This window comes from Curtobacterium sp. YR515, assembly GCF_900113095.1.
Lineage (GTDB): Bacteria > Actinomycetota > Actinomycetes > Actinomycetales > Microbacteriaceae > Curtobacterium.
Genome location: NZ_FOOD01000001.1, coordinates 403,258 through 426,881, shown reverse-complemented (window position 1 = coordinate 426,881; position 23,624 = coordinate 403,258). Strand labels below are relative to the sequence as shown.

Below are 23,624 nucleotides of genomic sequence, written 5' to 3'. Positions count from 1 at the left end.
AATGACCGACCAGACCGCACTCCAGTACACGGCCGACCACGAGTGGCTGCTCGTCGAGGGCGACACCGTCACCGTCGGCATCACCGACCACGCCGCCGAACAGCTCGGTGACGTCGTCTACGTCGAGCTCCCCGCCGTCGGCACCGCCACCACCGCGGGCGAGCAGATCGGCGAGATCGAGTCGACCAAGAGCGTCGGCGAGCTCTTCGCCCCGATCGAGGGCGAGGTCGTGGCGATCAACGACGCCGTCGTCGGCGCCCCCGACACCGTCAACCAGGACCCGTTCGGCGCCGGCTGGCTCGTCAAGATCAAGGTGGACGGCACCTCCTTCCCCGAGGACCTCATGGACCACGACGCGTACCGGGCGTCCATCGCATGACCGGCGACCTCCAGAACCTCCAGACGTCCTTCGCCGACCGCCACATCGGCACCACACCGGCCGACCAGCGGACGATGCTCGACGCCGTCGGCCAGCCGTCCCTCGACGCCCTCGTCCGAGCCGCGATCCCCGAGGCGATCCACGCGGCGCCGACCGTCCACTCGGGCATCCCCGCAGCGATCGGCGAGACCGAGGCGCTCGCCGAACTGCGCGCCAAGGCCGCCCGCAACACCGTCCGTCGCGCCATGATCGGGCTCGGGTACCACGGCACCCACACCCCCGCGGTGATCCAGCGGAACGTGCTCGAGAACCCCAGCTGGTACACGGCCTACACGCCGTACCAGCCGGAGATCTCGCAGGGCCGGCTCGAGGCGCTCATCAACTTCCAGACCATGGTCTCGGACCTGACGGGCATGGCCACCGCCGGCGCCTCGATGCTCGACGAGGGCACGGCCGTGGTCGAGGGCATGCTCCTCGCCCGCCGGGCGTCCAAGGTCAAGGGCGACGCGTTCCTCGTCGACGCCGACCTGCTGCCGCAGACCCGTGCGCTGCTCGACCACCGGGCCGAGGCCGTCGGCATCGCCCTGCGCGGGTTCGACGCCGTGGCCGGACCGACCGACGAGCAGCTCGACGGTGCCTTCGGCGTCATCGTGCAGTACCCCGGCGCCTCCGGTCGGATCGTCGACCCGTCGTCGGTCATCGAGCGCGTGCACGCCGGTGGGGGCATCGCGGTCGTCGCGGCGGACCTCCTCGCGATGACGCTCCTCGCCAGCCCCGGCGACCTCGGCGCCGACGTCGCCGTGGGCACGAGCCAGCGCTTCGGCGTCCCGCTCGGCTTCGGTGGCCCGCACGCCGGGTACCTCGCCGTCCGTGCCGGCCTCGAGCGCCAGCTGCCCGGCCGCCTCGTCGGGGTGTCCTTCGACGCCGACGGGCAGATGGCCTACCGCCTCAGCCTGCAGACCCGCGAGCAGCACATCCGCCGCGAGAAGGCGACGAGCAACATCTGCACCGCGCAGGTCCTGCTCGCCGTGATGGCCTCGATGTACGCGGTGTACCACGGACCCGAGGGGCTCCGCTTCATCGCGGGCCGCGTCGCCCGGACGACGTCGGCGCTCGCCGGGGCCGCCCGTGACGCCGGGCTCGAGGTCGTGCACGACGCGTTCTTCGACACGCTCACCCTCCGCGCGCCCGGACGCGCCGAGGCACTCGTCGCCGCGGCCCGTGACGCGGACCGCCTGCTGCACCTCGTCGACGCCGACACCTTCCAGCTGTCCGTCGACGAGACGACGATGCCCGAGGACGTGACGGCCCTCGCCGTCGTGTTCGGCGCGGTCGACGCGACCGTCCCGGCGACGGAGACCGCCGTGCGGGACGCGGCCACGCGCCTCCCGTCCGATCTGCTGCGGAGCAGCGAGTACCTGACGCACCCGGTCTTCAGCGCCCACCGCAGCGAGACCCGCATGATGCGCTACCTCAAGCACCTCGCCGACAAGGACTACGCGCTCGACCGCGGCATGATCCCGCTCGGCAGCTGCACGATGAAGCTCAACGCGGCGACCGAGATGGCTGCCGTGACGTGGCCGGAGTTCGCGAACATCCACCCGTTCGCGCCGCGCGACGACGTCGAGGGCTACCTCGACATGATCGGCGACCTCGAGTCCTGGCTGGCCGAGGTCACCGGGTACGACACGGTCTCCCTGCAGCCGAACGCGGGCAGTCAGGGCGAACTCGCCGGACTCCTGGCGATCCGCGGGTACCACCGGTCCCGCGGCGACGAGTCCCGCACGGTCTGCCTCATCCCGTCGAGCGCGCATGGCACGAACGCCGCGTCGGCCGTCCTCGCCGGCATGCAGGTCGTCGTGGTCGCCTGCGACGAGAACGGCAACGTCGACCTCGACGACCTCCGTGCGAAGACCGAGCAGCACGGCGACCAGCTCGCCGCGCTCATGATCACGTACCCGTCCACGCACGGCGTCTACGAGCACGACATCCGCGAGATCTGCGCCGCCGTGCACGACGCCGGTGGCCAGGTCTACGTCGACGGCGCGAACCTCAACGCGCTGCTCGGCCACGCTCGGTTCGGCGACTTCGGCGGGGACGTCTCGCACCTCAACCTGCACAAGACGTTCTGCATCCCGCACGGTGGCGGCGGGCCCGGGGTCGGTCCGGTCGCGGCGAAGTCGCACCTCGCACCGTTCCTGCCGGGCCACCCGTTCGCGCAGGACGCCGACCGTCGCACCGGCTCCGTGCGCGCCGAGGGTTCCGACCGCGACGCGCACGCCGGTGGCCCGGTCAGTGCAGCGCCGTACGGCAGCCCGAGCATCCTGCCGATCACGTGGACGTACGTCCGGATGATGGGGCTCGAGGGGCTCACCCGTGCGACCGAGGCCGCGGTGCTCGGGGCGAACTACATCGCCGCACGCCTGCGCGACGCGTTCCCGGTGCTCTACACGGGGGAGTCGGGTCTCGTCGCGCACGAGTGCATCCTCGACCTCCGCCCGCTCCGGGACACGACGGGCATCACGGTGGACGACGTCGCGAAGCGCCTGGTCGACTACGGCTTCCACGCCCCGACGATGTCGTTCCCGGTCGCGGGCACGCTCATGGTCGAGCCGACCGAGAGCGAGGACCTCGCCGAGCTCGACCGCTTCGTCGACGCGATGCTCGCCATCCGTGCCGAGGCCTCGGCGGTCGAGCGCGGGGAGTGGCCGGCGGACGACAACCCGCTCGTGCACGCCCCGCACACCGCGTCGTCGGTGATCTCGGGGGAGTGGACGCACGCCTACACCCGCGAGCAGGCGGTCTATCCGCTGCCGGGCATCAGCGCCCGGAAGTACTGGCCGCCGGTGCGCCGGATCGACCAGGCGTACGGCGACCGGAACCTCGTGTGCGCCTGCCCGCCGGTCGAGGCGTTCGCCTGATCCCGAGCTCGCGTAACGTGTGCCCCGTCCGGTGTCCCGGGCGGGGCACACTGCTGTGCGCAGCCAGGCAATCGGCTTGCACAGAGTTGTGCACGGACGCAAGCATCTCGATGCGGTTGCAACAATCTCGCCCCGGCGTCCGTGATCCGCCCGAATCTTGCATCCTCTCGCAAGGATCGTGCAACTTGGTTTCCGATTTGTAACCGATCTCCCCTGGGCTTGGTGAGCACTCCCCACACTGCCTACAGTGCAAAGGTCAAACGTGGCGAGCAGGCACCCGTGCGCCCGCCGCGTCCCATGCACCAGGAGGAATCTTGATCAAGAAGCGCGCTGGGCTCGCAGCCCTCGCCGTGCTCGGGGCCACAGCAATCGCCCTGGCCGGCTGCTCCAGCAACAGCAGCAGTGGAGGTGACAAGGCGGGCTCGACGAACGCGTCCGGCATCGTCACCACCAACGGCAACGAGCCCCAGAACCCGCTCATCCCCTCGAACACCACCGAGGTCGGCGGCGGCAAGATCATCGACTCGATCTTCGAAGGCCTAGTGTCCTACGACGCCAAGGGCAAGCCGGTGAACGAGGTCGCGAAGAGCATCGACACCGATGACTCGAAGACGTTCGACATCATGCTCAACACCGACTACACCTTCACCAACGGCGAGAAGGTCACGGCCGAGTCGTTCACGAAGGCGTGGAACTGGGCCGCCCAGTTCTCGAACAAGCAGGGCGCGAGCTACTTCTTCGAGAACATCGAGGGCTACGACGCCACGAAGGACTCCGAGCTCACCGGCCTCAAGGTCGTCAGCGACGACGAGTTCACCGTGACGCTCAAGTCGGCGCAGTCGGACTTCCCGCTGTCGCTCGGCTACTCGGCGTTCGTGCCGCTGCCCTCGGAGTTCTACAAGGACACCAAGGCCTTCGGTGAGAACCCGATCGGCAACGGCCCGTACAAGCTCGACGGCAAGGGTGCGTGGACGCACAACCAGTCGATCAAGCTCGTCACCAACAAGGACTACGAGGGCAAGCGCAAGCCGAAGAACGGCGGCCTGACGGTCACGTTCTACACCTCGCAGGACACCGCGTACTCCGATGCGCAGGGCGGCAACCTCGACGTCCTCGACGCCGTGCCGGACAGCGCCTTCGCGACCTACAAGTCCGACTTCCCGGACTCGAACGTCAACCAGGCCGCCGCCATCTTCCAGGCGATCTACCTGCCCTACTACCTCGACCACTGGAAGGGTGAAGAGGGCAAGCTCCGCCGCGAGGCGATCTCGATGGCGATCAACCGCAAGCAGATCACCGACAAGATCTTCGACGGCACCCGCACCCCGGCCAAGGACTTCACCTCCCCGGTGATCGCCGGCTGGAACGACGACCTCGACGGTTCGGACGTCCTGACCTACGACAAGTCGAAGGCCAAGGAGCTGTGGGCCGAGGCCGACAAGATCTCGAAGTACAACGACACCCTCACCATCTCGTACAACGCCGACGGCGGACACGAGGCGTGGGTGACCGCGGTCACGAACTCGATCTCGAGCACGCTCGGCATCAAGGCCGAGGGCAAGGCGTACCCGACGTTCGCCGAGGCCCTCGCGGTCCAGACGGACGACAAGCTCACGGGCGGCAGCCGTACCGGTTGGCAGGCGGACTACCCGTCGCTGTACAACTTCCTCGGCCCGACCATGGGTGACGGCTCGTCGAGCAACTACTCGCGCTACGACTCGGCCGAGTACAACGAGCTCCTCCAGAAGGGCCGTTCGGCCGCGACCGTCGAAGAGGGCAACAAGTTCTTCGACCAGGCGCAGGAGCTCCTGTTCAAGGACCTCCCGGAGATCCCGCTGTGGTACTCCAACGTCACCGGCGTGTGGAACGCGGACACCGTGTCGAACGTGAAGTTCGGCTGGAACTCGGTGCCGCTGTACTACGACGTCGAGGTCAAGAAGTAACCTCAGTCTCCTCGTGAGACACATCGCGGACGGGTATCCTGCTCCGCGACCACCGGACGGGGGTTCGGGAGCCCACCAGGCTCCCGAACCCCCGTACCTCGGCGGCAACACCTTCCCCCACCACAGCGGGCGCCGCCGCCCGCACCGGACTCCCGTGCCGACCCGCGGACCGTCCACCCCTCACGACATGAACCTGAACGACATGCGCGTCCCGAACCAGGCAGGGATCTGATGGCCTGGTACCTCGGCAAGCGCCTCCTGCAACTCATCCCCGTGTTCTTCGGGGCCACGTTCCTCATCTACTTCATGGTGTTCTCCCTGCCGGGTGACCCGATCGCCGCCCTGTTCGGTGACCGTCAGCCGTCGCCGCAGGTCATCGAGCAGCTGCGCCAGCAGTACAACCTCGACAAGCCGTTCATCATCCAGTACCTGCTCTGGATCGGCGGCGTGTTCCGCGGTGACCTCGGGCTGACCTACTCGGGTCTGCCCGTGAGCTCGCAGCTCGCGCAGGCCTTCCCGATCACGGCTCGCCTCGCGATCCTCGCCCTGCTGTTCGAGTCGATCGCCGGCATCGTCGTCGGTGTCATCGCCGGTCTCCGCAAGGGCAAGCTCTTCGACGCGACCGCCCTGGTCGTGAGCCTCCTGCTCATCTCGGTCCCGACGTTCGTGGTCGGCTTCCTGCTGCAGTACGTCCTCGGCATCAACCTCGGCCTGTTCCGGGTCACGGTGTCGGGTCAGGCGCCGTGGTCCGAGCTCGTCCTGCCCGCGATCGTGCTGGCGTCGGTGTCGTTCGCGTACATCGTCCGCCTCACCCGCGCGAGCGTCGCCGAGAACGTGTCGGCCGACTTCGTCCGCACCGCGACCGCCAAGGGGCTCCCGCGCCGTCGCGTGGTGGGTGTGCACATCTTCCGCAACTCGCTCATCCCCGTGGTGACCTACCTGGGTGTCGACATCGGCAACCTGATGGTCGGCGCGGTCGTCACCGAGGGCATCTTCAACATCCACGGTGTGGGTGGCACGGTGTTCCAGGCCGTCAAGCTCGGCGAGGGTCCGACCGTCGTGTCGTTCGTCGCCGTGATGGTCATCATCTTCATGCTCGCCAACCTCCTGGTCGACCTGCTCTACGCCGTCCTGGACCCGAGGATCCGCTATGCCAAGTAACGCCGCACCCCGCTCGGCGACGCACTACGTCGCCCCGATCGAGGAGACCCCGCTCCAGGCGGTCGACCAGGTCAACGAGGACGAGAAGACCCGTTCGACCTGGAGCGACGCCTGGGACTCGATGCGGACCCGTCCGATGTTCTGGGTGTCGTCGGTCCTCATCCTGCTGATCGTCCTCGTGGCGCTCTTCCCGGGGCTCTTCGCCCACGTCGACCCGCGTGCGGCGGACCTGGCGAAGAGCAACGAGGGACCCGAGGCCGGCCACATCCTGGGCTTCAACCGCCAGGGCAACGACGTCTACGCCCGCACCATCTGGGGCACGCGCAACTCGCTCATCGTCGGTGTCGTCGCGACCGTCCTCGTGTCGATCGTCGGCATCGTGATCGGTGCCCTCGCCGGCTTCTTCGGCGGGTGGCTCGACACGATCGTGTCCCGCATCGGTGACATCTTCTTCTCGATCCCGACGGTCCTCGGCGCGATCGTGATCATGTCCGTGATCCCCGCGCGGAACGCCCTGACGGTGTCACTCGTGCTGGCCGTGTTCGCGTGGCCGCAGATCGCCCGCATCATGCGCGGCGCCGTGCTCAGCGCGAAGCAGTCCGACTACGTGACGGCCTCGGCCGCGCTCGGTGTCAGCCGCTTCACCACGCTGGTCCGCCACGTCGTCCCGAACTCGCTCGCACCGGTCATCGTCGTCGCGACGGTGTCCCTCGGCACGTTCATCGTCGCCGAGGCCACGCTGTCCTTCCTCGGAATCGGACTGCCGCAGTCGGCGCTCAGCTGGGGTGTCGACATCGGCAACGCCCAGGCGTCGATCCGCACCGCGCCGTCGACCATCTTCTGGCCGTCCGCCGCCCTGTCCATCACCGTGCTCGCGTTCCTCCTCCTCGGTGACGTGGTCCGCGACGCACTCGACCCGAAGGCGAGGGCCCGCCGATGAGCGAGACACTGACCCAGCCGAACGCCAGCCGTACCGGCGGCTCCGGTGCGCCCCTGCTCGAGATCACCGACCTCGAGGTCGGCTTCAAGACGCAGAACGGCTTCGTCCAGGCGGTCCGCGGTGCCAGCTTCACCCTCGAGCAGGGTGAGCGGCTCGCGATCGTCGGCGAGTCCGGCTCCGGCAAGTCGACGAGCGCCCAGGCGATCATCAAGCTCCTGCCCGGGACCGGCCAGGTCACCGGCGGGTCGATCAAGTTCAACGGGCGCGAGCTCGTCGGCCTGAGCGACAAGGAGATGTCGGAGATCCGCGGGAAGGAGATCGGCTACGTCCCGCAGGACCCGATGTCGAACCTCAACCCGCTGTGGTCGATCGGCTTCCAGGTCGAAGAGGCCATCAAGGCCAACGGCATCGCGACCGGCAAGCACGCCATCCGTGCCCGTGCGGTCGAGGTCCTGCAGGAGGCCGGCCTCGGCGACGCGTCGACCCGCCTGAAGCAGTACCCGCACGAGTTCTCCGGCGGCATGCGGCAGCGCGTGCTCATCGGCATCGGTCTGTCGAGCCGCCCGAAGCTGCTCATCGCCGACGAGCCGACGAGTGCGCTCGACGTCACCGTGCAGCGCGTGATCCTCGACCACCTCGAGACCCTCACCCGCGACTTCGGCACCTCCGTCCTGTTCATCACGCACGACCTCGGCCTCGCTGCCGAGCGCGCCGAGAAGCTCGTCGTGATGTACAAGGGCCAGGTCGTCGAGGCCGGGCCCTCGAAGGAGATCCTGGCGAACCCGCGGCACCCGTACACGCAGCGCCTCGTCGCCGCGGCACCCTCGCTCGCGAGCCGTCGCATCCAGTCCAAGGTGCAGCACCAGCGCGTCGACATCGCGGACGTCGGCAGCGACGACGCCGAGCTCCTCGCCCGCGCCCAGGAGCGCGAGCAGGCACCGGCGAAGGACCTCATCGTGGTGAAGAACCTCGAGAAGGTCTACAAGCTGCGCGGCAAGAACCTCGCCTCCCGCGAGCTCAAGGCCGTCGACGACGTCTCGTTCTCGATCCCGAAGGGCACCACCACGGCGCTCGTCGGCGAGTCCGGTTCGGGCAAGTCGACCGTCGCGAAGCTCGTCCTGCAGCTCGAGGCCATCACGAGCGGCACGGTCCAGTTCGACGGCATCGACATCGGCGCGCTGAAGGGCAAGGACCTCTTCGACTTCCGCCGCCGCGTGCAGCCGGTCTTCCAGGACCCGTACGGCTCGCTGGACCCGATGTACAACGTCGGGAACACGATCGCCGAGCCGCTGCACACGCACAAGGTGGGCGACAAGGCGTCCCGCCGGGCCCGCGTGCTGGAGCTGCTCGACCAGGTCGCGCTGCCGAAGTCGATGGTCAACCGCTACCCGAACGAGCTCTCGGGCGGGCAGCGGCAGCGCATCGCCGTGGCGCGGGCCCTCGCGCTCAAACCCGAGGTCATCGTGCTCGACGAGGCGGTCTCCGCGCTCGACGTGCTCGTGCAGGGCCAGATCCTCGACCTGCTCACCGAGCTGCAGTCCGAGCTGGGCCTGACCTACCTGTTCATCACGCACGACCTGGCCGTCGTCCGCCTCGTGGCGGACAACGTCTGCGTCATGCGCAAGGGACAGATCGTCGAGAAGGCGACCACCGACGAGGTCTTCGCCAACCCGCGCGAGCAGTACACGAAGGACCTGCTGGACGCCATCCCCGGCGCCGGGTTCGAGTTCGGACGCTGATCCCGCTGGACACGAACGAGGCCGGACGCACCGTCGTCCTCCGCGCAGGCCGCGGAGGCGCGGTCGCGTCCGGCCTCGTCGCGTTCCTGGCGCTGTTCATGCTCGGCGACGCCGCGGTGCGGGGGAGCTGGGACGTCGTCCTGCACGCCGTCGGTCCCCTCGCCGCGCTCGTCTGGGTGCTCTGGGTGCTCACCTTCCGCCCGCACGTACGGATCACCGACCACGCGATCACGGTGGTGAACCCGCTCCGGTCCACCACGGTCCCGTGGGGCGCCGTCGAGGACGTCCGGATGCGATGGCAGATCGTGCTCGACCTCGCCGACGGCCGCCGGCTCACCTGCTGGGGCGGTCCGTCGCTGCCGCGGCCGAAGCCGACCCGACGCGGGGAGCCCCGCGTGCTGCGGCAGCCGGACGAGTTCGTCGCGGTCCGCGACCGCTGGTCGGAACGGCACGGGCGCACGCCCGACGCCCCCGTCGTCCGGGGCTGGGACGTGCCGGCCGTCGCGTCCGGCATCGCCGTGTTCGCCCTCTGCGTCGTCGCGATCGTCGTCTGAGACGTCCCGACAGGACGGACGGGAGGCGCGGTGCCAGCTGGCACCGCGCCTCCCGTCCGTCACACGGAACGTCAGTCGGTCACACCGTCGCCGACACCCGCTCGGTGAGCAGGTGGTTCTGGTCGGTCTGGATGCAGGCCACGCCGCGTCCGTGCACGTCCTGCAGGCGCGGGTCCACCGAACGGCACTGCTGCTGCCGGTCCTCGTCGAGGAGCTGGTACAGCGGGCAACGGGTGCGGAACCGGCACCCGTCGATCCGTTCCGTGGGGGAGGGGAGGTCGCCGTCGAGCAGGATGCGTCCGCGGGCGGCCTCGGCGAACGGGTCCGGCACCGGGACCGCGGACAGCAGGGCCCTGGTGTAGGGGTGCTGCGGGTCGTCGAACACGCGGTCGCCGTCGCCGTACTCGACGATCCGGCCGAGGTACATGACCGCGACGTCGTCGGCGATGTGCCGGACGACCGAGAGGTCGTGCGCGACGAACAGGTAGGACAGGCCCAGGCGGTGCTTGAGGTCCTCGAGCAGGTTGATGACACCGGCCTGCACGGACACGTCCAGCGCCGACACCGGCTCGTCGAGCACGAGGATCTTCGGCTCGACGATGAGCGCGCGGGCGATGCCGATGCGCTGTCGCTGGCCGCCGGAGAACTCGTGGGGGTACCGGTCGATGTAGCTCGGCTCGAGACCGACGAGCTCGAGCGAGTCCCGCACGCGTCGGCGGATCTCGTCCTTCGGCACGCCCTGCACCGTGAGCGGCTCGCCGATCACGGACCCGATGTCGAGTCGGGGGTCGATGGAGGCCATCGGGTCCTGGAAGACGACCTGGATGTCGCTCCGGAGCGCACGGCGGTCGGACTTCGACAGCGTGCCGGTGTCGACGCCGTTCACCTTGATGCTGCCCTGCTGCGCGCCGGCGAGCTCGAGGATCTCCATGATCGTCGTGGTCTTGCCGCAGCCGGACTCGCCGACGAGCCCGAGGACCTGTCCGCGCTTCAGCGTGAGCGAGATCCCGTCGACCGCGTGCACCTCGCCGATGCGCCGGCGGAACAGGGCGCCCTTCGTCAGCGGGAAGGTCTTCACGACGTCGTCGAGCTGCAGGACCACGTCGTCGCCGTGGTCGATCTCGGACTCGGGGACGTCCTCCGGGCGCGGGAAGATCTCGGAGCGGGCGAGCGTGCCGGCGGCGATCTCGTCGCGGCGGATGCACGCGGCGGTGTGCTCGTCGTCGAAGGCGCCGTTCGTGATGGTCGGCGTCGCACCGGTCAGGACCGGGTTGTCGTCGCTCGGTGCCACCGACGGGGCGATCAGGGCCGGCTCGCCCTCACGGCAGGCGTCGAGGACCGCGGGGCAGCGGTCGGCGAACGGGCAGCCGGTCGGCTTCTGGGTGAGCAGCGGCGGGCGGCCGTCGAGCGGGACGAGGCGCTCCGAGCGTGCCGAGGCCATGTTCGGCATCGAGCGGAGCAGACCGATCGTGTACGGCATGACCGGCTCGCGGAAGAGGGGTTCGACCGGTGCCGTCTCGACGATCCGGCCGGCGTACATCACGGCGACCCGGTCCGCGTTGCCCGCGACGACGCCGAGGTCGTGCGTGATGAGGACGACGGCGGCACCGGTCATGTCCTTGGCGGTCTGCAGCACGTCGAGGATCTGTGCCTGGATCGTCACGTCGAGCGCCGTGGTCGGCTCGTCGGCGATGATCAGCTTCGGGTCGTTGGCGATGGCGATCGCGATCATGGCGCGCTGCCGCATGCCGCCGGAGAACTCGTGCGGGAAGGCGTCGAGCCGCCGCGAGGGGTTCGGGATGCCGACGACGCGCAGGAGTTCCTCGGCGCGGGCCCGGGCGGCGTGCGCGGTGAGGTTCCGGTCGTGCAGCCGCAGCCCCTCGATGATCTGCTGGCCGATCGTGTACACGGGCGTCAGGGCGGAGAGCGGGTCCTGGAAGACCATCGCGATGTCGCCGCCACGGAGCTTCGACATCTCGCGGTCGTTCAGGCCGAGCAGCTCGCGGCCGTCGAACCGGATGCTGCCCTCGACCTTGGCCGACGACGGCAGCAGACCCATCACGGCCATCGAGGACACCGACTTGCCCGATCCGGACTCGCCCACGATGCCGAGGAACTCGCCCTGGTTGACGGAGTAGTCCACGCCGCGCACGGCGTACACGGGCTTGGAGCCCGGGTTGAACGTGACGGCGAGGTCGGAGACGGTGAGCAGCGGCTCAGTCACGGTTGGCTCCCGAGGTGGGGTCGATGGCGTCGCGCAGGGCGTCGCCGAGCAGGCTGGTGGAGAGGACCGTGGCGACGAGCGTCGCAGCCGGCAGGACGAACAGCCACGGTCGGGTGACCGCGGACTGGCTGCCGGCGGCGAGCAGGGTGCCGAGCGACACGTCCGGCACCTGGATGCCGAAGCCGAAGAAGCTCAGGGCGCTCTCGGAGAGGATCATCGCGCCGACGCCGAGCGTGGCGTCGATGATGAGCAGCGAGGCCACGTTCGGCAGGATGTGCCGCCGGATGATCGTGAACGACGGGACGCCCATGAACCGTGCGGCCTTGACGTAGTCGCGCTCCCGGAGGGACATCGTCTGTCCGCGGATCACGCGGGCCATGATCATCCACCCGAAGATCGCCAGGCCGACGATGAGCGCGAGCCAGCTGAGGTTCTTGAACAGCGGGCTGAGGAGCACGAGCGCGTAGAACGACGGGATGACCAGGAGCAGGTCGATGCCCCACACGAGCGCCCGGTCGACGAACCCGCCGAAGTACCCGGCGATCGCACCGACGATGCCCGCGATGAGGGTCGCGGCGGGACCGGCGATGAGCCCGATGAGCAGGGACTTCTGCAGGCCCACCAGGGTCTGGGCGTAGATGTCCTGGCCGATGTCGTTCGTGCCGAACCAGTGCGAGGCGCTCGGCGGCATGCCGAAGGCGAGCCCGTCGGAGTCGACGGCGTTCCAGTGGTACAGGTACGGACCGACGAAGGCCCAGAGCAGGATGAGGAGGAGTGCACCGCCACCGATGCGGGCACGCCAGGTGCCGAGCACCTTGCGCCAGAGCGGGGTGCGGCCTCCCTTCACCTCGACGACGTGCGCCGGCTGCCCGGCGTTGCCGTCACCGGGGTCGCCGGCGGTGGTCGTGGTCGTGGGGTCGAGAACAGACACGGGTCACACCCTCACTCGCGGGTCGAGCGCGGCGTAGAGCAGGTCCGCGAGGGTGCCTGCGATGAGCACGAGGATCGCCGTGAAGAGGATCGTGCCCGCTGCCGCGTTGATGTCGTTGTTGCTGATGCTCTGGACGAAGTACTCGCCCATGCCGTGCCAGCTGAAGACCAGTTCGGTGATGCTCGCGCCGGTCAGGATGAGGCCGAACGAGTACGCGAAGAACGTCGACATCGGGATGAGGGCGACGCGGACACCGTGCCGCATGATGGCCGATCCACGCGTCCGGCCCTTCGAGCGCGCCGTCCGGATGAAGTCGTTCGACAGCACGTCGAGCATCGCGGAGCGCTGGTAGCGCGAGTACGAGGCGACGGCGCCGACCGTCAGCGAGATCGTCGGTAAGAGCAGGTGCACCAGCCGGTCGCCGAGCACCGGGAAGAACCCGGTCACCCCCGGGGTGTACTCACCGGTGAACGAGATCAGCTGCGTCCCGACCGCCCCGTTCAGGGTCGTCGCGAGGATCATCAGCACCACCGCGATGACGAAGGGGGGCGTCGCGAGCACCGCGAACGAGAGGTAGGTCGACACCTGGTCGGACGTCTTGTACTGCTTGACGGCGTTCCAGACGCCGAGCAGGACACCGAGGATCGCACCGAGCAGGGTGCCGATCACCAGCAGTCGCAGACTCGTGCCGGAGCGGGCGACGATGTCGGCCGTGACCTCGGTGCCGCGGGCGCTGATGCCGAGTGAGCCGTGCGTGACCAGGTTCACCCACCAGTTCCACGTGCGGACCAGGAGCGGGGTGTTCGGGTCGGCGCCGAGCTTCTGGAGCGCGGCGTCGATCGAACTCTGCGGGACCGGCGGGTTCTTGCCGAGGTACCGGGACGTCGGGTTGAGCGTCGCGCTGGCGAGGATGTAGCCGAGCGTCGTCGCGACGATCGTCAGGATCACGTAGTTGACGATCCGCTTCGCGAGGAAAGCAAGCATGTACTGGGACCTCAGTGGGGTGCGGCCGTCCGTCCGGACGGCGTTGTTCGGTGGCGACAGGCTAGCCGCTTCCGAGCCGGGGTGGGTGATCCCTGTTGACGCTATGCAACATTCGTTACGAGCATGTTTCGATTCGGTACAGCAGCCCTTGTGCGACCTTCGGATGTGACTAGGGTTCTCAACCAACAGGCGTGGCGGCGGGGGCCGTCGCGTCCCGGCGCTCCGGCGCGAACCACAACGAAAGGGAATCCTCGCCATGCGAATGAGGATCAAGACGACGGCCGTGCTCGCCACAGCAGCCGCCGCGGCACTCGTGCTCGCGGGCTGCTCCGGCGGCGGGTCCGCCGGACAGAGCAGCTCGGCCGTCGCCACGTCGTCGCTGAAGTCGACGGGTTGGACGGTCGCCGACCGCGACACGATCAAGGACGGCGGCTCGCTCACCCTGCCGATCGACTCCGCACCGGCGAACTGGCAGCTGTCGAACCTCGACTCCGGGACGGTCGACGACAACACGATCGCGGGCACCTACCTGCCCGGGTTCATCCAGTTCAAGGCCAACGGCGAGTGGGAGGCGAACAAGGACTACGTCGACTCGATCGAGCTGACGAAGGACTCGCCCCAGACCGTCGAGATCAAGATCAACCCCAAGGCGGTCTGGTCCGACGGCACCCCGATCACCGAGAAGGACGTCGAGGCGAACTGGAAGGCGCTGAACGGCACGAACAAGGCCTTCGCCCCGCTCGCCACCAACGTCTGGGAAGACGTCGACTCCGTCACGCAGGGTTCGGACGAGCGCGACGTCATCGTGACGTTCTCGAAGACGAACGCCGACTGGCCGAGCGTCTTCACCGCGATCTACCCCTACTGGGCCGTGGACACCCCCGACCACTTCAACAACTCGTGGGCGAAGGGTCCGTTCGCCGCGGACGGCAAGACGTACGTCTCCGCCGGCCCGTACATCCTCAAGACCTTCGACGCCAACGGCGGCGTCGTGACCTTCGAGAAGAACTCGAAGTGGTGGGGTGACGCGCCGAAGCTCGACACGATCGTCTTCAAGACCGTGTCCCGCGACGGTGTCGCCCAGGCCTACGCGAACAAGGAGTTCGACGCCTTCAACCTGAACGGCAGCGCGGACAACTTCAAGACCGCGAACAGCCGCTCGGACTCGAAGATCGAGCGCTCGCTCGGCACGACCCAGCGTCAGATCACCCTGAACGGCACGTCGGACGTCTTCAAGGACCAGGAGGTCCGCCAGGCGTTCGCCCAGGCGATCAACCGCCAGGTCGTCGCGCAGGCGATCCTCTCGCCGGTGAAGAGCCCGGTGCAGGTCCTCAACAACCTCGTCTACCTGCCCGGCCAGAAGGGCTACCAGGACAACGTCTCCTCGGTCTACGGCTACAGCACCGACAAGGCGAAGAAGAAGCTCGAGGACGCCGGCTACACGATCGGCTCGGACGGCTACGCGACCAAGGGCGGCAAGACGCTCGACGTCCGCTTCGTCATCCCGTCGGACAACCAGAACTCGGCGAACGTCGCGCAGCTCGTGCAGCAGCAGACGAAGCTCGCCGGCTTCAAGGTGACCATCGACACCGTCCCGACCGACGACTTCTTCACGAAGTACGTCACCACCGACGGCCGTGACTTCGACGCCACGTACTTCGCCTGGCAGGGCACGCCGTTCCCGGTGTCGTCGCTGAAGTCGATCTACTACCCGGCCGACGCGGGGCAGAACTACACGGGCGTGACCGACGACTCGCTCGGTGCCGCCTGGGACAAGGCGAACGCCGAACTCGACGCCGACAAGCGCATCGAGGACGCGGACGCGATCGACAAGAAGATCGTCAAGGTCGCGGGCACGATCCCGCTGTTCCCGGAGCCCTACGCCTGGGGCGTGCGCAAGGACCTCGTGAACTACGGTCCGGCGCAGTTCCAGCAGTCCTCCGTGAAGTGGCAGGACGTGGGCTACAAGAAGTAGTCCGCTCCGCTGGAGAACGGAAACGACATCCCCGACGTCGCACGACGTCGGGGATGTCGTTCTTCGTCGGAGGGATCGCGGCGGTCAGAGCTGCGCGGCCGCCAGGGTCGCGACGAACGCGAGGACGACGATCGCGAGGATCGTCCACCCGTGCACACGGTGCGTGATCGGCGCAGCCGTCACGGTCGCCGGAGGCGGGCCGTCCTGTGCGGGCGGCTCGGGCACGAACGCCCGGATGCGCTCGGCCGCAGCGTCGACGTCGACGCGATCCGCGCCTCCTGGACGACCGTCGACCACGGCGGCGAGCCGGGCCGACCTGCGGGTGGCGAGCCACGTGCGGCGGACGCCCTCGCTCGTGACGATCTCGATGCCGTACTTGGTGCGGACCTCGGTGACGCGGCGCCAGGTGTAGGTGCTGGTGCGGCGGACGTCGACGATGCGGAGGTGCTCGTCGGTCAGCTCGAAGCGCGGGCGCCAGAGGACCGCCCACGCGATGAAGGCGATGCAGATGCTCGGGACCGGGGCGAGCCAGGCGGTGCCGCCGCTCAGGAGGGCGAGGGGAACGAGCGCGGCGGCCGCGACCCACAGGACGACGGCGAGCAGACGCATGCCGGGGGCGAGGATCGTGGTCACGCCGAAGAGGTTACGAGATGCCTCCCCGGGAACGCCCGGGGAGCGGGTGTGACACACCAGCGCGTATCTCCGGACGACCCGATTCCCCGGGGAGGCAGATCCTGTGTGGACCTCTCGTGGCGTCAATCGTCCTCGGCCCCCGTTCGGGTGTCAATACCCCAGACCGTCGCATTTTCGGGGGACCGACACGCCGTGTCACGCCACGAGGAGCTCGATCTGCGCCCGGATCGCGTCCGCCCTGGGGAACCGGAGCCCGACGAGCCCCACGTGCCGCCAGCGGACCACGCCGTCCGGCCCGATCACGAACACGGACCGCCGGAGCCCGATCCCCGGCGCCTGCACGCCGTACGCGCGGATGATGTCCCCCGCGGTGTCGCTCAGCAGGGGGAAGGTGAGCGAGGACCCGCGGGCGAACGCCTCGTGCGAGTCGAGCGCCTGCGGGCTGACGCCCCACACCACGGCGCCGAGGTCGCCGAAGTCGTCGAGTTCCTCTTGGTAGCTGCAGAGCTGTGCCGTGCAGACCGGGGTGGCGTCGCCCGGGTAGAAGGCGAGCACGAGCGTCCGGCCGATCTCGGCCGACAGGGCGTACTCGTCGTCGGTGCGGGTGCCGTCGCGCACGATCATGCCGGGCAGGGTGAATCCGGGTGCGGGATCGCCGACCTCGGGGATGCTCATGCGGCCACGGTAGGTGCGGGACCACGGTCCGGTGCGGCGCCGCGCTGTGGGTTCGCTGTGGGTCCGTCGGACCGGGGTCGGACGGGTCCGCCGCATCGCCGACGCCCGAACGGGGGGATGCCGCGCGGTCGGCGCGGCGGACGCCCGGGACCGGTCGCCCGCCGTGCCGCGGGCGACCAGCGTCAGCGGAAGAGCTGCGGGAACGCGTGCGCGACCCACGGGTACCCGACGAACACCGCGGCGTCGAGCAGGCAGTGCGTGATGACCAGGGGGAGGAGTCGACCCCACTTCGTGTAGATCCAGCCGAACACGATGCCCATCACGGCGTTCCCGACGAACGCGCCGAACCCCTGGTAGAGGTGGTAGCTCCCGCGCAGGACCGCGGTGGACAGGACGACCTGCCAGCGCCCCCACCCGAGGCCGCCCAGCCGTTCGTAGAGGTACCCGACGACGATCACCTCCTCCTGCAGCCCGGAGCGGATCGCCGAGAGCAGCAGCACGGGGATCGTCCACCAGTACGAGTCGAGCGCCGCCGGGTTCACGTTCACGGTGAACCCGAGCGCCCGCCCGGTGAAGTACAGCGCGAGCCCGGGGATCCCGATGCCGAGGGCGATGAGCGCCGCGCCACCGAGGTCGGGCCGCACGCGGAACCGGTCGATGCCGAGCCGACCGAGGTGCGGGCGGGTGGTGCTCCAGAGCAGGAAGCAGACGAGCGCGACCGGCGCGAGGTCGACCGCGATGCCCACGAGCTGCCGGGCGAGGTCGACGTACTGCACGGTCGTGGTCGAGGTGTTGAGCGCCGTGGACTGCTGCCCGAGCGGCGTCGTCTGCGACAGGTCGTCGATGATCTGCAGCACCGAGTACAGCGCGCTGCCGCCGAGCGAGAGCATCAGCACGATCGTGATCTCGATCCACGTTCGCCGACGGCTCATCGGGGGTACTCCTCTCGGTTGCGAACTACCGGTAGACTGGCGTGTCGGGCGTTCTGCCCACCTCCGGGCAGTGCCACCGCGGCGCGAGCGCCACAGTCGGCCGCCCGATCTTCTTCCGAACACCAAAGGATGTCCTGTATGGCGCTCGCCACCCGGTCCGACCTGCGCAACGTCGCCATCGTGGCACACGTCGACCACGGCAAGACCACCCTCGTCGACGCGATGCTCACGCAGACCAACTCGTTCGACGCCCACTTCGAGGGCGAAGACCGCATGATGGACTCGAACGACCTCGAGCGCGAGAAGGGCATCACGATCCTCGCGAAGAACACGTCGGTGCTCTACAACGGCAAGCACGCGACCGAGTTCGGCGCGGACGGCCCCATCACGATCAACGTCATCGACACCCCGGGTCACGCCGACTTCGGTGGTGAGGTCGAGCGCGGCCTCTCCATGGTCGACGGCGTCGTGCTCCTCGTCGACGCATCAGAGGGCCCGCTGCCCCAGACCCGCTTCGTGCTCCGCAAGGCGCTCGCCGCGAAGCTCCCGGTGATCCTGCTCGTCAACAAGACGGACCGCCCGGACTCCCGCATCGACGAGGTCGTGTCCGAGTCGCAGGACCTCCTGCTCGGGCTCGCCTCCGACCTGTCGGACGAGGTCGACGACCTCGACCTCGACGCGATCCTCGACGTCCCCGTGGTCTACGCCTCGGGTCGTGCGGGTGCCGCCAGCCGCAACAAGCCGGCCGACGGCTCGCTGCCGGACAACGACGACCTCGAGCCCCTCTTCGAGGCGATCCTCCAGCACGTCCCCGCCCCGAAGTACGACGACGAGCACCCGCTGCAGGCGCACGTCACGAACCTCGACGCGTCGCCGTTCCTCGGTCGCCTCGCGCTCCTGCGCATCTTCCACGGCACCATGAAGAAGGGCCAGACGGTCGCGTGGGTCAAGCACGACGGCAGCGTCGTCAACGCCCGCATCACCGAGCTGCTCGTCACCAAGGCGCTCGAGCGCTACCCGGCCGAGTCGGCGGGCCCCGGTGACATCGTCGCCGTCGCCGGCTTCGACACGATCACCATCGGTGAGACCCTCACCGACCCCGAGGACGTCCGTCCGCTGCCGACCATCACGGTCGACGACCCGGCGATCTCGATGACGATCGGCACGAACACCAGCCCGCTCGTCGGCAAGGTCAAGGGCCACAAGCTCACCGCCCGCATGGTCAAGGAGCGCCTCGACCGCGAGCTCATCGGCAACGTCTCGCTCAAGGTCCTCGACATCGGTCGTCCCGACGCGTGGGAGGTCCAGGGCCGCGGCGAACTCGCACTGGCCATCCTCGTCGAGCAGATGCGTCGTGAGGGCTTCGAGCTCACGGTCGGCAAGCCGCAGGTCGTCACCAAGCGTGACGAGAACGGCAAGCTCCAGGAGCCCTACGAGCACATGACGATCGACACGCCGGAGGAGTACCTCGGCGCGATCACGCAGCTCATGGCCGCTCGCAAGGGCCGCATGGAGAACATGACGAACCACGGCACCGGCTGGGTGCGCATGGAGTTCATCGTCCCGTCGCGCGGCCTGATCGGCTTCCGCACGTCGTTCCTCACCGAGACCCGCGGCACCGGCATCGCCAACGCGATCTCGCACGGCTACGACGAGTGGGCCGGCCCGATCCAGACCCGCATCAACGGGTCGATCGTGTCCGACCGCTCGGGTGTCGTCACGCCGTTCGCCATCACGAACCTCCAGGAGCGGATGACGTTCTTCGTCAACCCCACCGAAGAGGTCTACGAGGGCATGGTCATCGGCGAGAACTCGCGCGCCGACGACATGGACGTCAACATCACGAAGGAGAAGAAGCTCACGAACATGCGTTCGGCGAACGCTGACACCTTCGAGTCGATGACGCCGTCGCGCCAGCTGTCGCTCGAGGAGTGCCTCGAGTTCGCGCGTGAGGACGAGTGCGTCGAGGTCACCCCCGACGCCGTGCGCATCCGCAAGGTCGAGCTCGACGCGCAGGCCCGCCAGCGCGCCTACGCCCGCCTGAAGCGTCAGGACGCGTAAGCAGCGGTCCATCCAGGAGGCACGGCCTCCCCCCGACGGCCCGGTCACCTCGTTCGAGGTGGCCGGGCCGTCGTCGGATGTACCGTGGTGCGCGTGACTCTCGACCTCCTCGCGCTGTACCAGGACCTCCACGCCCACCCCGAGCTCGGCTTCCAGGAGCACCGCACGGCGGGCATCGTCGCCGACCGGCTCGCGGAGATCGGCGGGATCGAGGTCACCACGGGCGTCGGCGGCACCGGTGTCGTGGGCGTCCTGTCGAACGGCGAGGGGCCCGTCGTGTGGCTCCGCGCCGACATGGACGGGCTGCCGGTCCAGGAGCGCACCGGCCTGCCCTACGCCAGCGAGCACCACGGCACCGACGAGGACGGCAACGACGTCCCGACGATGCACGCCTGTGGCCACGACATCCACGTGACGTGGCTGCTCGGGACCCTCGAGCGCCTCGCCGCCACCACGGGCGACTGGCACGGCACCGTCGTCGGTGTCTTCCAGCCGGCGGAGGAGGTCATCTCCGGCGCCCGGGCGATGGTCGAGGACGGGCTCGTCGAGCGCTTCCCGACGCCCGACGTCGTCCTCGGACAGCACTCCGCGCCGGCGCCGGTCGGCATCGTCGCGGTCGGCAGCGGCCCCGTGATGGCGTCGAGCGACCGGCTGACGGTCACGTTCAACGGCCGCGGCGCGCACGGTTCCGCCCCGCAGGCCTCGCTCGACCCGGTCGTCACGGCCGCGTCGGCCGTCGTGCGCCTGCAGACCGTGGTCTCGCGCGAGGTCTCGCCGAGCGACGCCGGGGTCGTCACGGTCGGCAGCTTCCACGCCGGCACCCGCGCGAACATCATCCCCGACCAGGCCGTCATCGAGATCTCCACGCGGGCCCGCAACGAGGAGACCCGCGAGCGGATCATCGCCTCGATCGAGCGCATCGTCCGCGCCGAGAGCGAGGCCGGTGGGCTCCCCGAGCCGACGATCGTGCGGTCGCCGGGTGCCGAGGTCACCGTGAACGACGCCGAGGCCGCCCAGACCGTGCTCGACGCGATCCGCGCCGAGGTCCCCGGAGCCCGCGACCTCGAGATCGGCCTGGCGATGGCGTCCGAGGACGTCGGCCAGCTCGCCACCGCGGCGGGGGCGCCGCTCGTGTACTGGTTCACCGGCATCACCGACCCGGAGCTGTTCCGTCGCGGCGAGGACATCCCGAGCAACCACTCGCCCTTCTACGCGCCGCAGGCCGAGACGGCGATCCCGGTGGGCGTCGACGCCCTCGTGGCGGCGACGCGCGCGTACGTCGCCTGACGCGGGCGGTCTCGCAGGACCGAGCCAGGAGGCGCGGCGCGACCCCGCCACGCACGTGACGTTCCCAGGGGACTCACGCCGCGCCTCCCGTCTCGCCCCCTAGGGTGCTGGGCATGCGCACCCCGACCCGCACCCTGATCGCCGCCGTCGCCGCCGGCATCGCCCTCGCCGGACTGGCCGGCTGCTCGTCCGACGCCGTGAAGCAGGCCACCGACCTCGGCTCGTCGGTCGCGTCGAGCGTCGCCGAGGGCGTGCAGGGCATCGACGGCAAGGCCGTCCAGGACGGCATGGCCTCGGTCGCCGGCGGCATCGACGGCGCACTCGACACCGCGCTCAAGGGCGCGAACGTGACCTCGGACGGCAAGGTCCCCGACGGCTTCCCGACGAAGGACGTCCCGCTCGTCGACGGCACCGTGCTCGGCGGCGGGAGCGGGCCGAACGGATCCGGGTGGGTGGCACAGGTCCGTGCCGCCTCGGTCGACGACTTCGAGGCCGCCGCGCAGCAGCTCACCGACGCCGGGTTCACCGAGTCGGCGAAGCGGGCGGACTCGTCCAGCGCCTTCGGGATGTTCCGGAGCGACGGCTACCGGGTGGTCCTGACCTTCTCCGACGGCAGCGACGGCGTCACCGCGACCTACATCGTGACGCCCCGCTAGCCACCGCTGGGTACGCTTGGACCCGATGTCGAAGGCCCCCGCAACCCGCCCCGAGCGCGTCCTGTTCGTGCACGCCCACCCCGACGACGAGACGCTCTCGTCGGGCGGGACGATCGCCACCCTGCTCGAGCTCGGCGCCGAGGTGACCGTGCTCACCGCCACCCGTGGCGAGCGCGGCGAGATGCTGACGCCCGAGCTCGCGCCGCTCTTCGGCGACGGTCCGCGGGTCGCCGCGCACCGCGAGACCGAGATCGCCGCCGCCCTCGCCGCACTCGGCGGTCCGGCGCACCTCTGGCTCGGCGGGTCGGGTGCGCGTCCGACGGACCTGCCCGAGCGCCGCTACACCGACTCCGGCATGCAGTGGGGCCCCGACGGACGTGCCGTCGCCGCCGGGGACGCCCCGGCGGACTCGCTGACCGCGGCGGACCTCGGCGAGGTCGTCGACGACATCCGCGCCGCGATCCGGTCCGCCGGCGCGGACGCGGTGGTGAGCTACGCCGACGACGGCGGCTACGGCCACCCCGACCACGTGCGGGTCCACCACGCCGCGCGGTACGCCGCCCGTGCCGAGGAACTCCCGTTCTCGATGATCGTGGACCCGGACTCCGGGCAGGCCGACCTGACCGTCGACGTCGTACCGGTGCGGGCGAAGGTCCGGGCGGCCGTCGAGCAGTACCGGTCCCAGGTGACGGTCGACCCGGTCGATCCCCGTGACCCGACCGCGCTGTCGTGGGTGATGCCGCACGGTGCCCGGCACCAGGCGCCGGCGGTCGAGGCGTTCCGTCACGACGCCGACCGGGTCCCGCAGGCGCCGCAGACGTTCGCCGAGTTCTCGCGGCAGGGGAAGGTCACCGCCGTCGTGGTCGCCCTCGTGCTCGGACTCGTCGCCGGGGGACTCGGCACGGTCACGCACCAGCAGACCCTCGGAGGCTTCCCGGTCGGCATCGTGCTCACCTCGTTGATCGTGATCGGGCTCACGGTCGGCATCCGGCTGCTGTACCGGTCGCGGGCGATGGTCGCCGCGGTCGGCATCGGGATCATCGCCGCGACGCAGGTGCTGTCGTCGGTGGGCGGGCAGAGCTCCCCGCTCGTGCTCGCCAACGTCGCGGGCTACGTGTGGACGTTCGGGCCGGCGGCCGTCACGGCGCTCGTGCTCGCGTGGCCCGACCTGTCCGGCATCCGGGCGTCGGCCGCCGGGCGGTCGGGGACGGCCGACCGGGCCTGACGGTCCGTCCGCCGGGCGGTCAGGTGCGGCCGGGTCGCGCGGGTAGACTCGATCTGCTCAGTCCGAAGGGAGCACCCCAACCGTGACGTACGTGATCGCCCAGCCCTGTGTCGACGTCAAGGACCGCGCCTGCATCGACGAATGCCCGGTCGACTGCATCTACGAGGGTGACCGGTCGCTGTACATCCACCCCGACGAGTGCGTCGACTGCGGTGCGTGCGAGCCGGTGTGCCCGGTCGAGGCGATCTACTACGAGGACGACCTCCCCGACGAGTGGGCCGACTACTACAAGGCCAACGTCGAGTTCTTCGAAGAGGTCGGTTCCCCCGGCGGTGCCGCGAAGGTCGGTGTGATCCACAAGGACCACCCGGTCGTCATGGCCGAACCGCCCCGCGGCTGAACCG

19 protein-coding genes are annotated in these 23,624 nt (G+C 69.6%); 13 read left to right on the top strand and 6 right to left on the bottom strand.

The annotated features are described in order from the left end of the window. The first annotated feature begins 1 nt into the window (after window position 1). The 7 genes from gcvH to BM028_RS01950 all read left to right on the top strand — a co-directional run bounded on the left by gcvH (window position 2) and on the right by BM028_RS01950 (window position 9,637). Window positions 2–379, top strand: coding sequence for a glycine cleavage system protein GcvH (gene gcvH, locus BM028_RS01980; protein WP_092384234.1), 378 nt, complete (start codon window positions 2–4; stop codon window positions 377–379). Continuing rightward, the gene (gene gcvP, locus BM028_RS01975; RefSeq protein ID WP_092384232.1) at window positions 376–3,300 is read left to right on the top strand and encodes an aminomethyl-transferring glycine dehydrogenase; all 2,925 of its coding nucleotides are present in this window, start codon (window positions 376–378) and stop codon (window positions 3,298–3,300) included. The genes gcvH and gcvP overlap by 4 nt, the downstream gene beginning before the upstream one ends. Before the next feature lie 314 nt (window positions 3,301–3,614). Beyond that, window positions 3,615–5,243, top strand: coding sequence for a peptide ABC transporter substrate-binding protein (locus BM028_RS01970; RefSeq protein ID WP_092384230.1), 1,629 nt, complete (start codon window positions 3,615–3,617; stop codon window positions 5,241–5,243). Window positions 5,244–5,474: 231 nt separating this feature from the next. After that, the gene (locus BM028_RS01965) at window positions 5,475–6,404 is read left to right on the top strand and encodes an ABC transporter permease (RefSeq protein ID WP_071294538.1); all 930 of its coding nucleotides are present in this window, start codon (window positions 5,475–5,477) and stop codon (window positions 6,402–6,404) included. After that, the gene (locus BM028_RS01960; protein ID WP_071302003.1) at window positions 6,394–7,344 is read left to right on the top strand and encodes an ABC transporter permease; all 951 of its coding nucleotides are present in this window, start codon (window positions 6,394–6,396) and stop codon (window positions 7,342–7,344) included. The genes BM028_RS01965 and BM028_RS01960 overlap by 11 nt, the downstream gene beginning before the upstream one ends. Beyond that, window positions 7,341–9,083, top strand: coding sequence for a dipeptide ABC transporter ATP-binding protein (locus tag BM028_RS01955; RefSeq protein ID WP_070416715.1), 1,743 nt, complete (start codon window positions 7,341–7,343; stop codon window positions 9,081–9,083). Before BM028_RS01960 ends, BM028_RS01955 begins: the two co-directional genes overlap by 4 nt. A 98-nt stretch (window positions 9,084–9,181) precedes the next feature. Then, window positions 9,182–9,637 carry a PH domain-containing protein gene (locus tag BM028_RS01950; protein WP_092384228.1) on the top strand — a complete coding sequence of 152 codons (456 nt, stop codon included), beginning with the start codon at window positions 9,182–9,184 and terminating at the stop codon, window positions 9,635–9,637. Between the two features lie 79 nt (window positions 9,638–9,716). Here BM028_RS01950 and BM028_RS01945 read toward each other — a convergent pair whose 3' ends face one another. Genes BM028_RS01945 through BM028_RS01935 form a run of 3 tightly spaced genes read right to left on the bottom strand, consistent with a single transcriptional unit; the run spans window position 9,717 to window position 13,776 of the window. Further along, window positions 9,717–11,861 carry a dipeptide ABC transporter ATP-binding protein gene (locus BM028_RS01945; protein WP_092384226.1) on the bottom strand — a complete coding sequence of 715 codons (2,145 nt, stop codon included), beginning with the start codon at window positions 11,859–11,861 and terminating at the stop codon, window positions 9,717–9,719. Next, complete coding sequence (locus BM028_RS01940) at window positions 11,854–12,792, bottom strand: ABC transporter permease (protein WP_083295025.1); 939 nt, start codon at window positions 12,790–12,792, stop codon at window positions 11,854–11,856. Before BM028_RS01940 ends, BM028_RS01945 begins: the two co-directional genes overlap by 8 nt. Window positions 12,793–12,795: 3 nt before the next feature. Next, window positions 12,796–13,776, bottom strand: coding sequence for an ABC transporter permease (locus BM028_RS01935; protein WP_070416712.1), 981 nt, complete (start codon window positions 13,774–13,776; stop codon window positions 12,796–12,798). A gap of 262 nt (window positions 13,777–14,038) precedes the next feature. Here BM028_RS01935 and BM028_RS01930 point away from each other — a divergent pair, with 262 nt between their 5' ends. Continuing rightward, window positions 14,039–15,751 carry an ABC transporter family substrate-binding protein gene (locus BM028_RS01930; RefSeq protein ID WP_070416711.1) on the top strand — a complete coding sequence of 571 codons (1,713 nt, stop codon included), beginning with the start codon at window positions 14,039–14,041 and terminating at the stop codon, window positions 15,749–15,751. An 84-nt stretch (window positions 15,752–15,835) separates the two neighbouring features. Here the strand turns inward: BM028_RS01930 and BM028_RS01925 are convergent, their stop codons facing one another. The 3 genes from BM028_RS01925 to BM028_RS01915 form a co-directional block, all read right to left on the bottom strand. Then, window positions 15,836–16,384 (bottom strand): hypothetical protein, encoded by a 549-nt coding sequence (locus BM028_RS01925; RefSeq protein ID WP_092384224.1) that lies wholly within the window; start codon window positions 16,382–16,384, stop codon window positions 15,836–15,838. Between the two features lie 195 nt (window positions 16,385–16,579). Next, window positions 16,580–17,059, bottom strand: a complete 480-nt coding sequence (locus tag BM028_RS01920; RefSeq protein ID WP_092384222.1) for a peroxiredoxin — start codon at window positions 17,057–17,059, stop codon at window positions 16,580–16,582. Window positions 17,060–17,241: 182 nt separating this feature from the next. Next, the gene (locus tag BM028_RS01915; RefSeq protein WP_092384220.1) at window positions 17,242–17,991 is read right to left on the bottom strand and encodes a CPBP family intramembrane glutamic endopeptidase; all 750 of its coding nucleotides are present in this window, start codon (window positions 17,989–17,991) and stop codon (window positions 17,242–17,244) included. 138 nt (window positions 17,992–18,129) lie between these two features. Here BM028_RS01915 and typA point away from each other — a divergent pair, with 138 nt between their 5' ends. The 5 genes from typA to fdxA all read left to right on the top strand — a co-directional run bounded on the left by typA (window position 18,130) and on the right by fdxA (window position 23,620). Then, the gene (gene typA / locus BM028_RS01910) at window positions 18,130–20,052 is read left to right on the top strand and encodes a translational GTPase TypA (protein ID WP_070416707.1); all 1,923 of its coding nucleotides are present in this window, start codon (window positions 18,130–18,132) and stop codon (window positions 20,050–20,052) included. 93 nt (window positions 20,053–20,145) lie between these two features. Continuing rightward, entirely contained in the window at window positions 20,146–21,339 is a 1,194-nt protein-coding gene (locus BM028_RS01905; protein ID WP_175495958.1) for an amidohydrolase, read from the top strand. Window positions 21,340–21,452: 113 nt separating this feature from the next. Beyond that, window positions 21,453–21,995, top strand: a complete 543-nt coding sequence (locus BM028_RS01900; protein WP_071294977.1) for a hypothetical protein — start codon at window positions 21,453–21,455, stop codon at window positions 21,993–21,995. Between the two features lie 25 nt (window positions 21,996–22,020). After that, a complete protein-coding gene (locus BM028_RS01895; RefSeq protein ID WP_092384216.1) occupies window positions 22,021–23,220 on the top strand; it encodes a PIG-L family deacetylase in 1,200 nt (399 codons plus the stop codon). 82 nt (window positions 23,221–23,302) lie between these two features. Next, window positions 23,303–23,620 (top strand): ferredoxin, encoded by a 318-nt coding sequence (fdxA, locus tag BM028_RS01890; protein WP_058728223.1) that lies wholly within the window; start codon window positions 23,303–23,305, stop codon window positions 23,618–23,620. Window positions 23,621–23,624 lie beyond the last annotated feature (4 nt).

Bases quoted from the DNA above. Each gene is read 5' to 3' on its own strand.
- gcvH (WP_092384234.1), top strand. From the start codon at position 2: ATGACCGACCAGACCGCACTCCAGTACACGGCCGACCACGAGTGGCTG.
- gcvP (WP_092384232.1), top strand. From the start codon at position 376: ATGACCGGCGACCTCCAGAACCTCCAGACGTCCTTCGCCGACCGCCAC.
- BM028_RS01965 (WP_071294538.1), top strand. From the start codon at position 5,475: ATGGCCTGGTACCTCGGCAAGCGCCTCCTGCAACTCATCCCCGTGTTC.
- BM028_RS01960 (WP_071302003.1), top strand. From the start codon at position 6,394: ATGCCAAGTAACGCCGCACCCCGCTCGGCGACGCACTACGTCGCCCCG.
- BM028_RS01955 (WP_070416715.1), top strand. From the start codon at position 7,341: ATGAGCGAGACACTGACCCAGCCGAACGCCAGCCGTACCGGCGGCTCC.
- BM028_RS01950 (WP_092384228.1), top strand. From the start codon at position 9,182: ATGCTCGGCGACGCCGCGGTGCGGGGGAGCTGGGACGTCGTCCTGCAC.
- BM028_RS01935 (WP_070416712.1), bottom strand. From the start codon at position 13,776: ATGCTTGCTTTCCTCGCGAAGCGGATCGTCAACTACGTGATCCTGACG.
- BM028_RS01930 (WP_070416711.1), top strand. From the start codon at position 14,039: ATGAGGATCAAGACGACGGCCGTGCTCGCCACAGCAGCCGCCGCGGCA.
- BM028_RS01920 (WP_092384222.1), bottom strand. From the start codon at position 17,059: ATGAGCATCCCCGAGGTCGGCGATCCCGCACCCGGATTCACCCTGCCC.
- BM028_RS01915 (WP_092384220.1), bottom strand. From the start codon at position 17,991: ATGAGCCGTCGGCGAACGTGGATCGAGATCACGATCGTGCTGATGCTC.
- typA (WP_070416707.1), top strand. From the start codon at position 18,130: ATGGCGCTCGCCACCCGGTCCGACCTGCGCAACGTCGCCATCGTGGCA.
- BM028_RS01900 (WP_071294977.1), top strand. From the start codon at position 21,453: ATGCGCACCCCGACCCGCACCCTGATCGCCGCCGTCGCCGCCGGCATC.
- BM028_RS01895 (WP_092384216.1), top strand. From the start codon at position 22,021: ATGTCGAAGGCCCCCGCAACCCGCCCCGAGCGCGTCCTGTTCGTGCAC.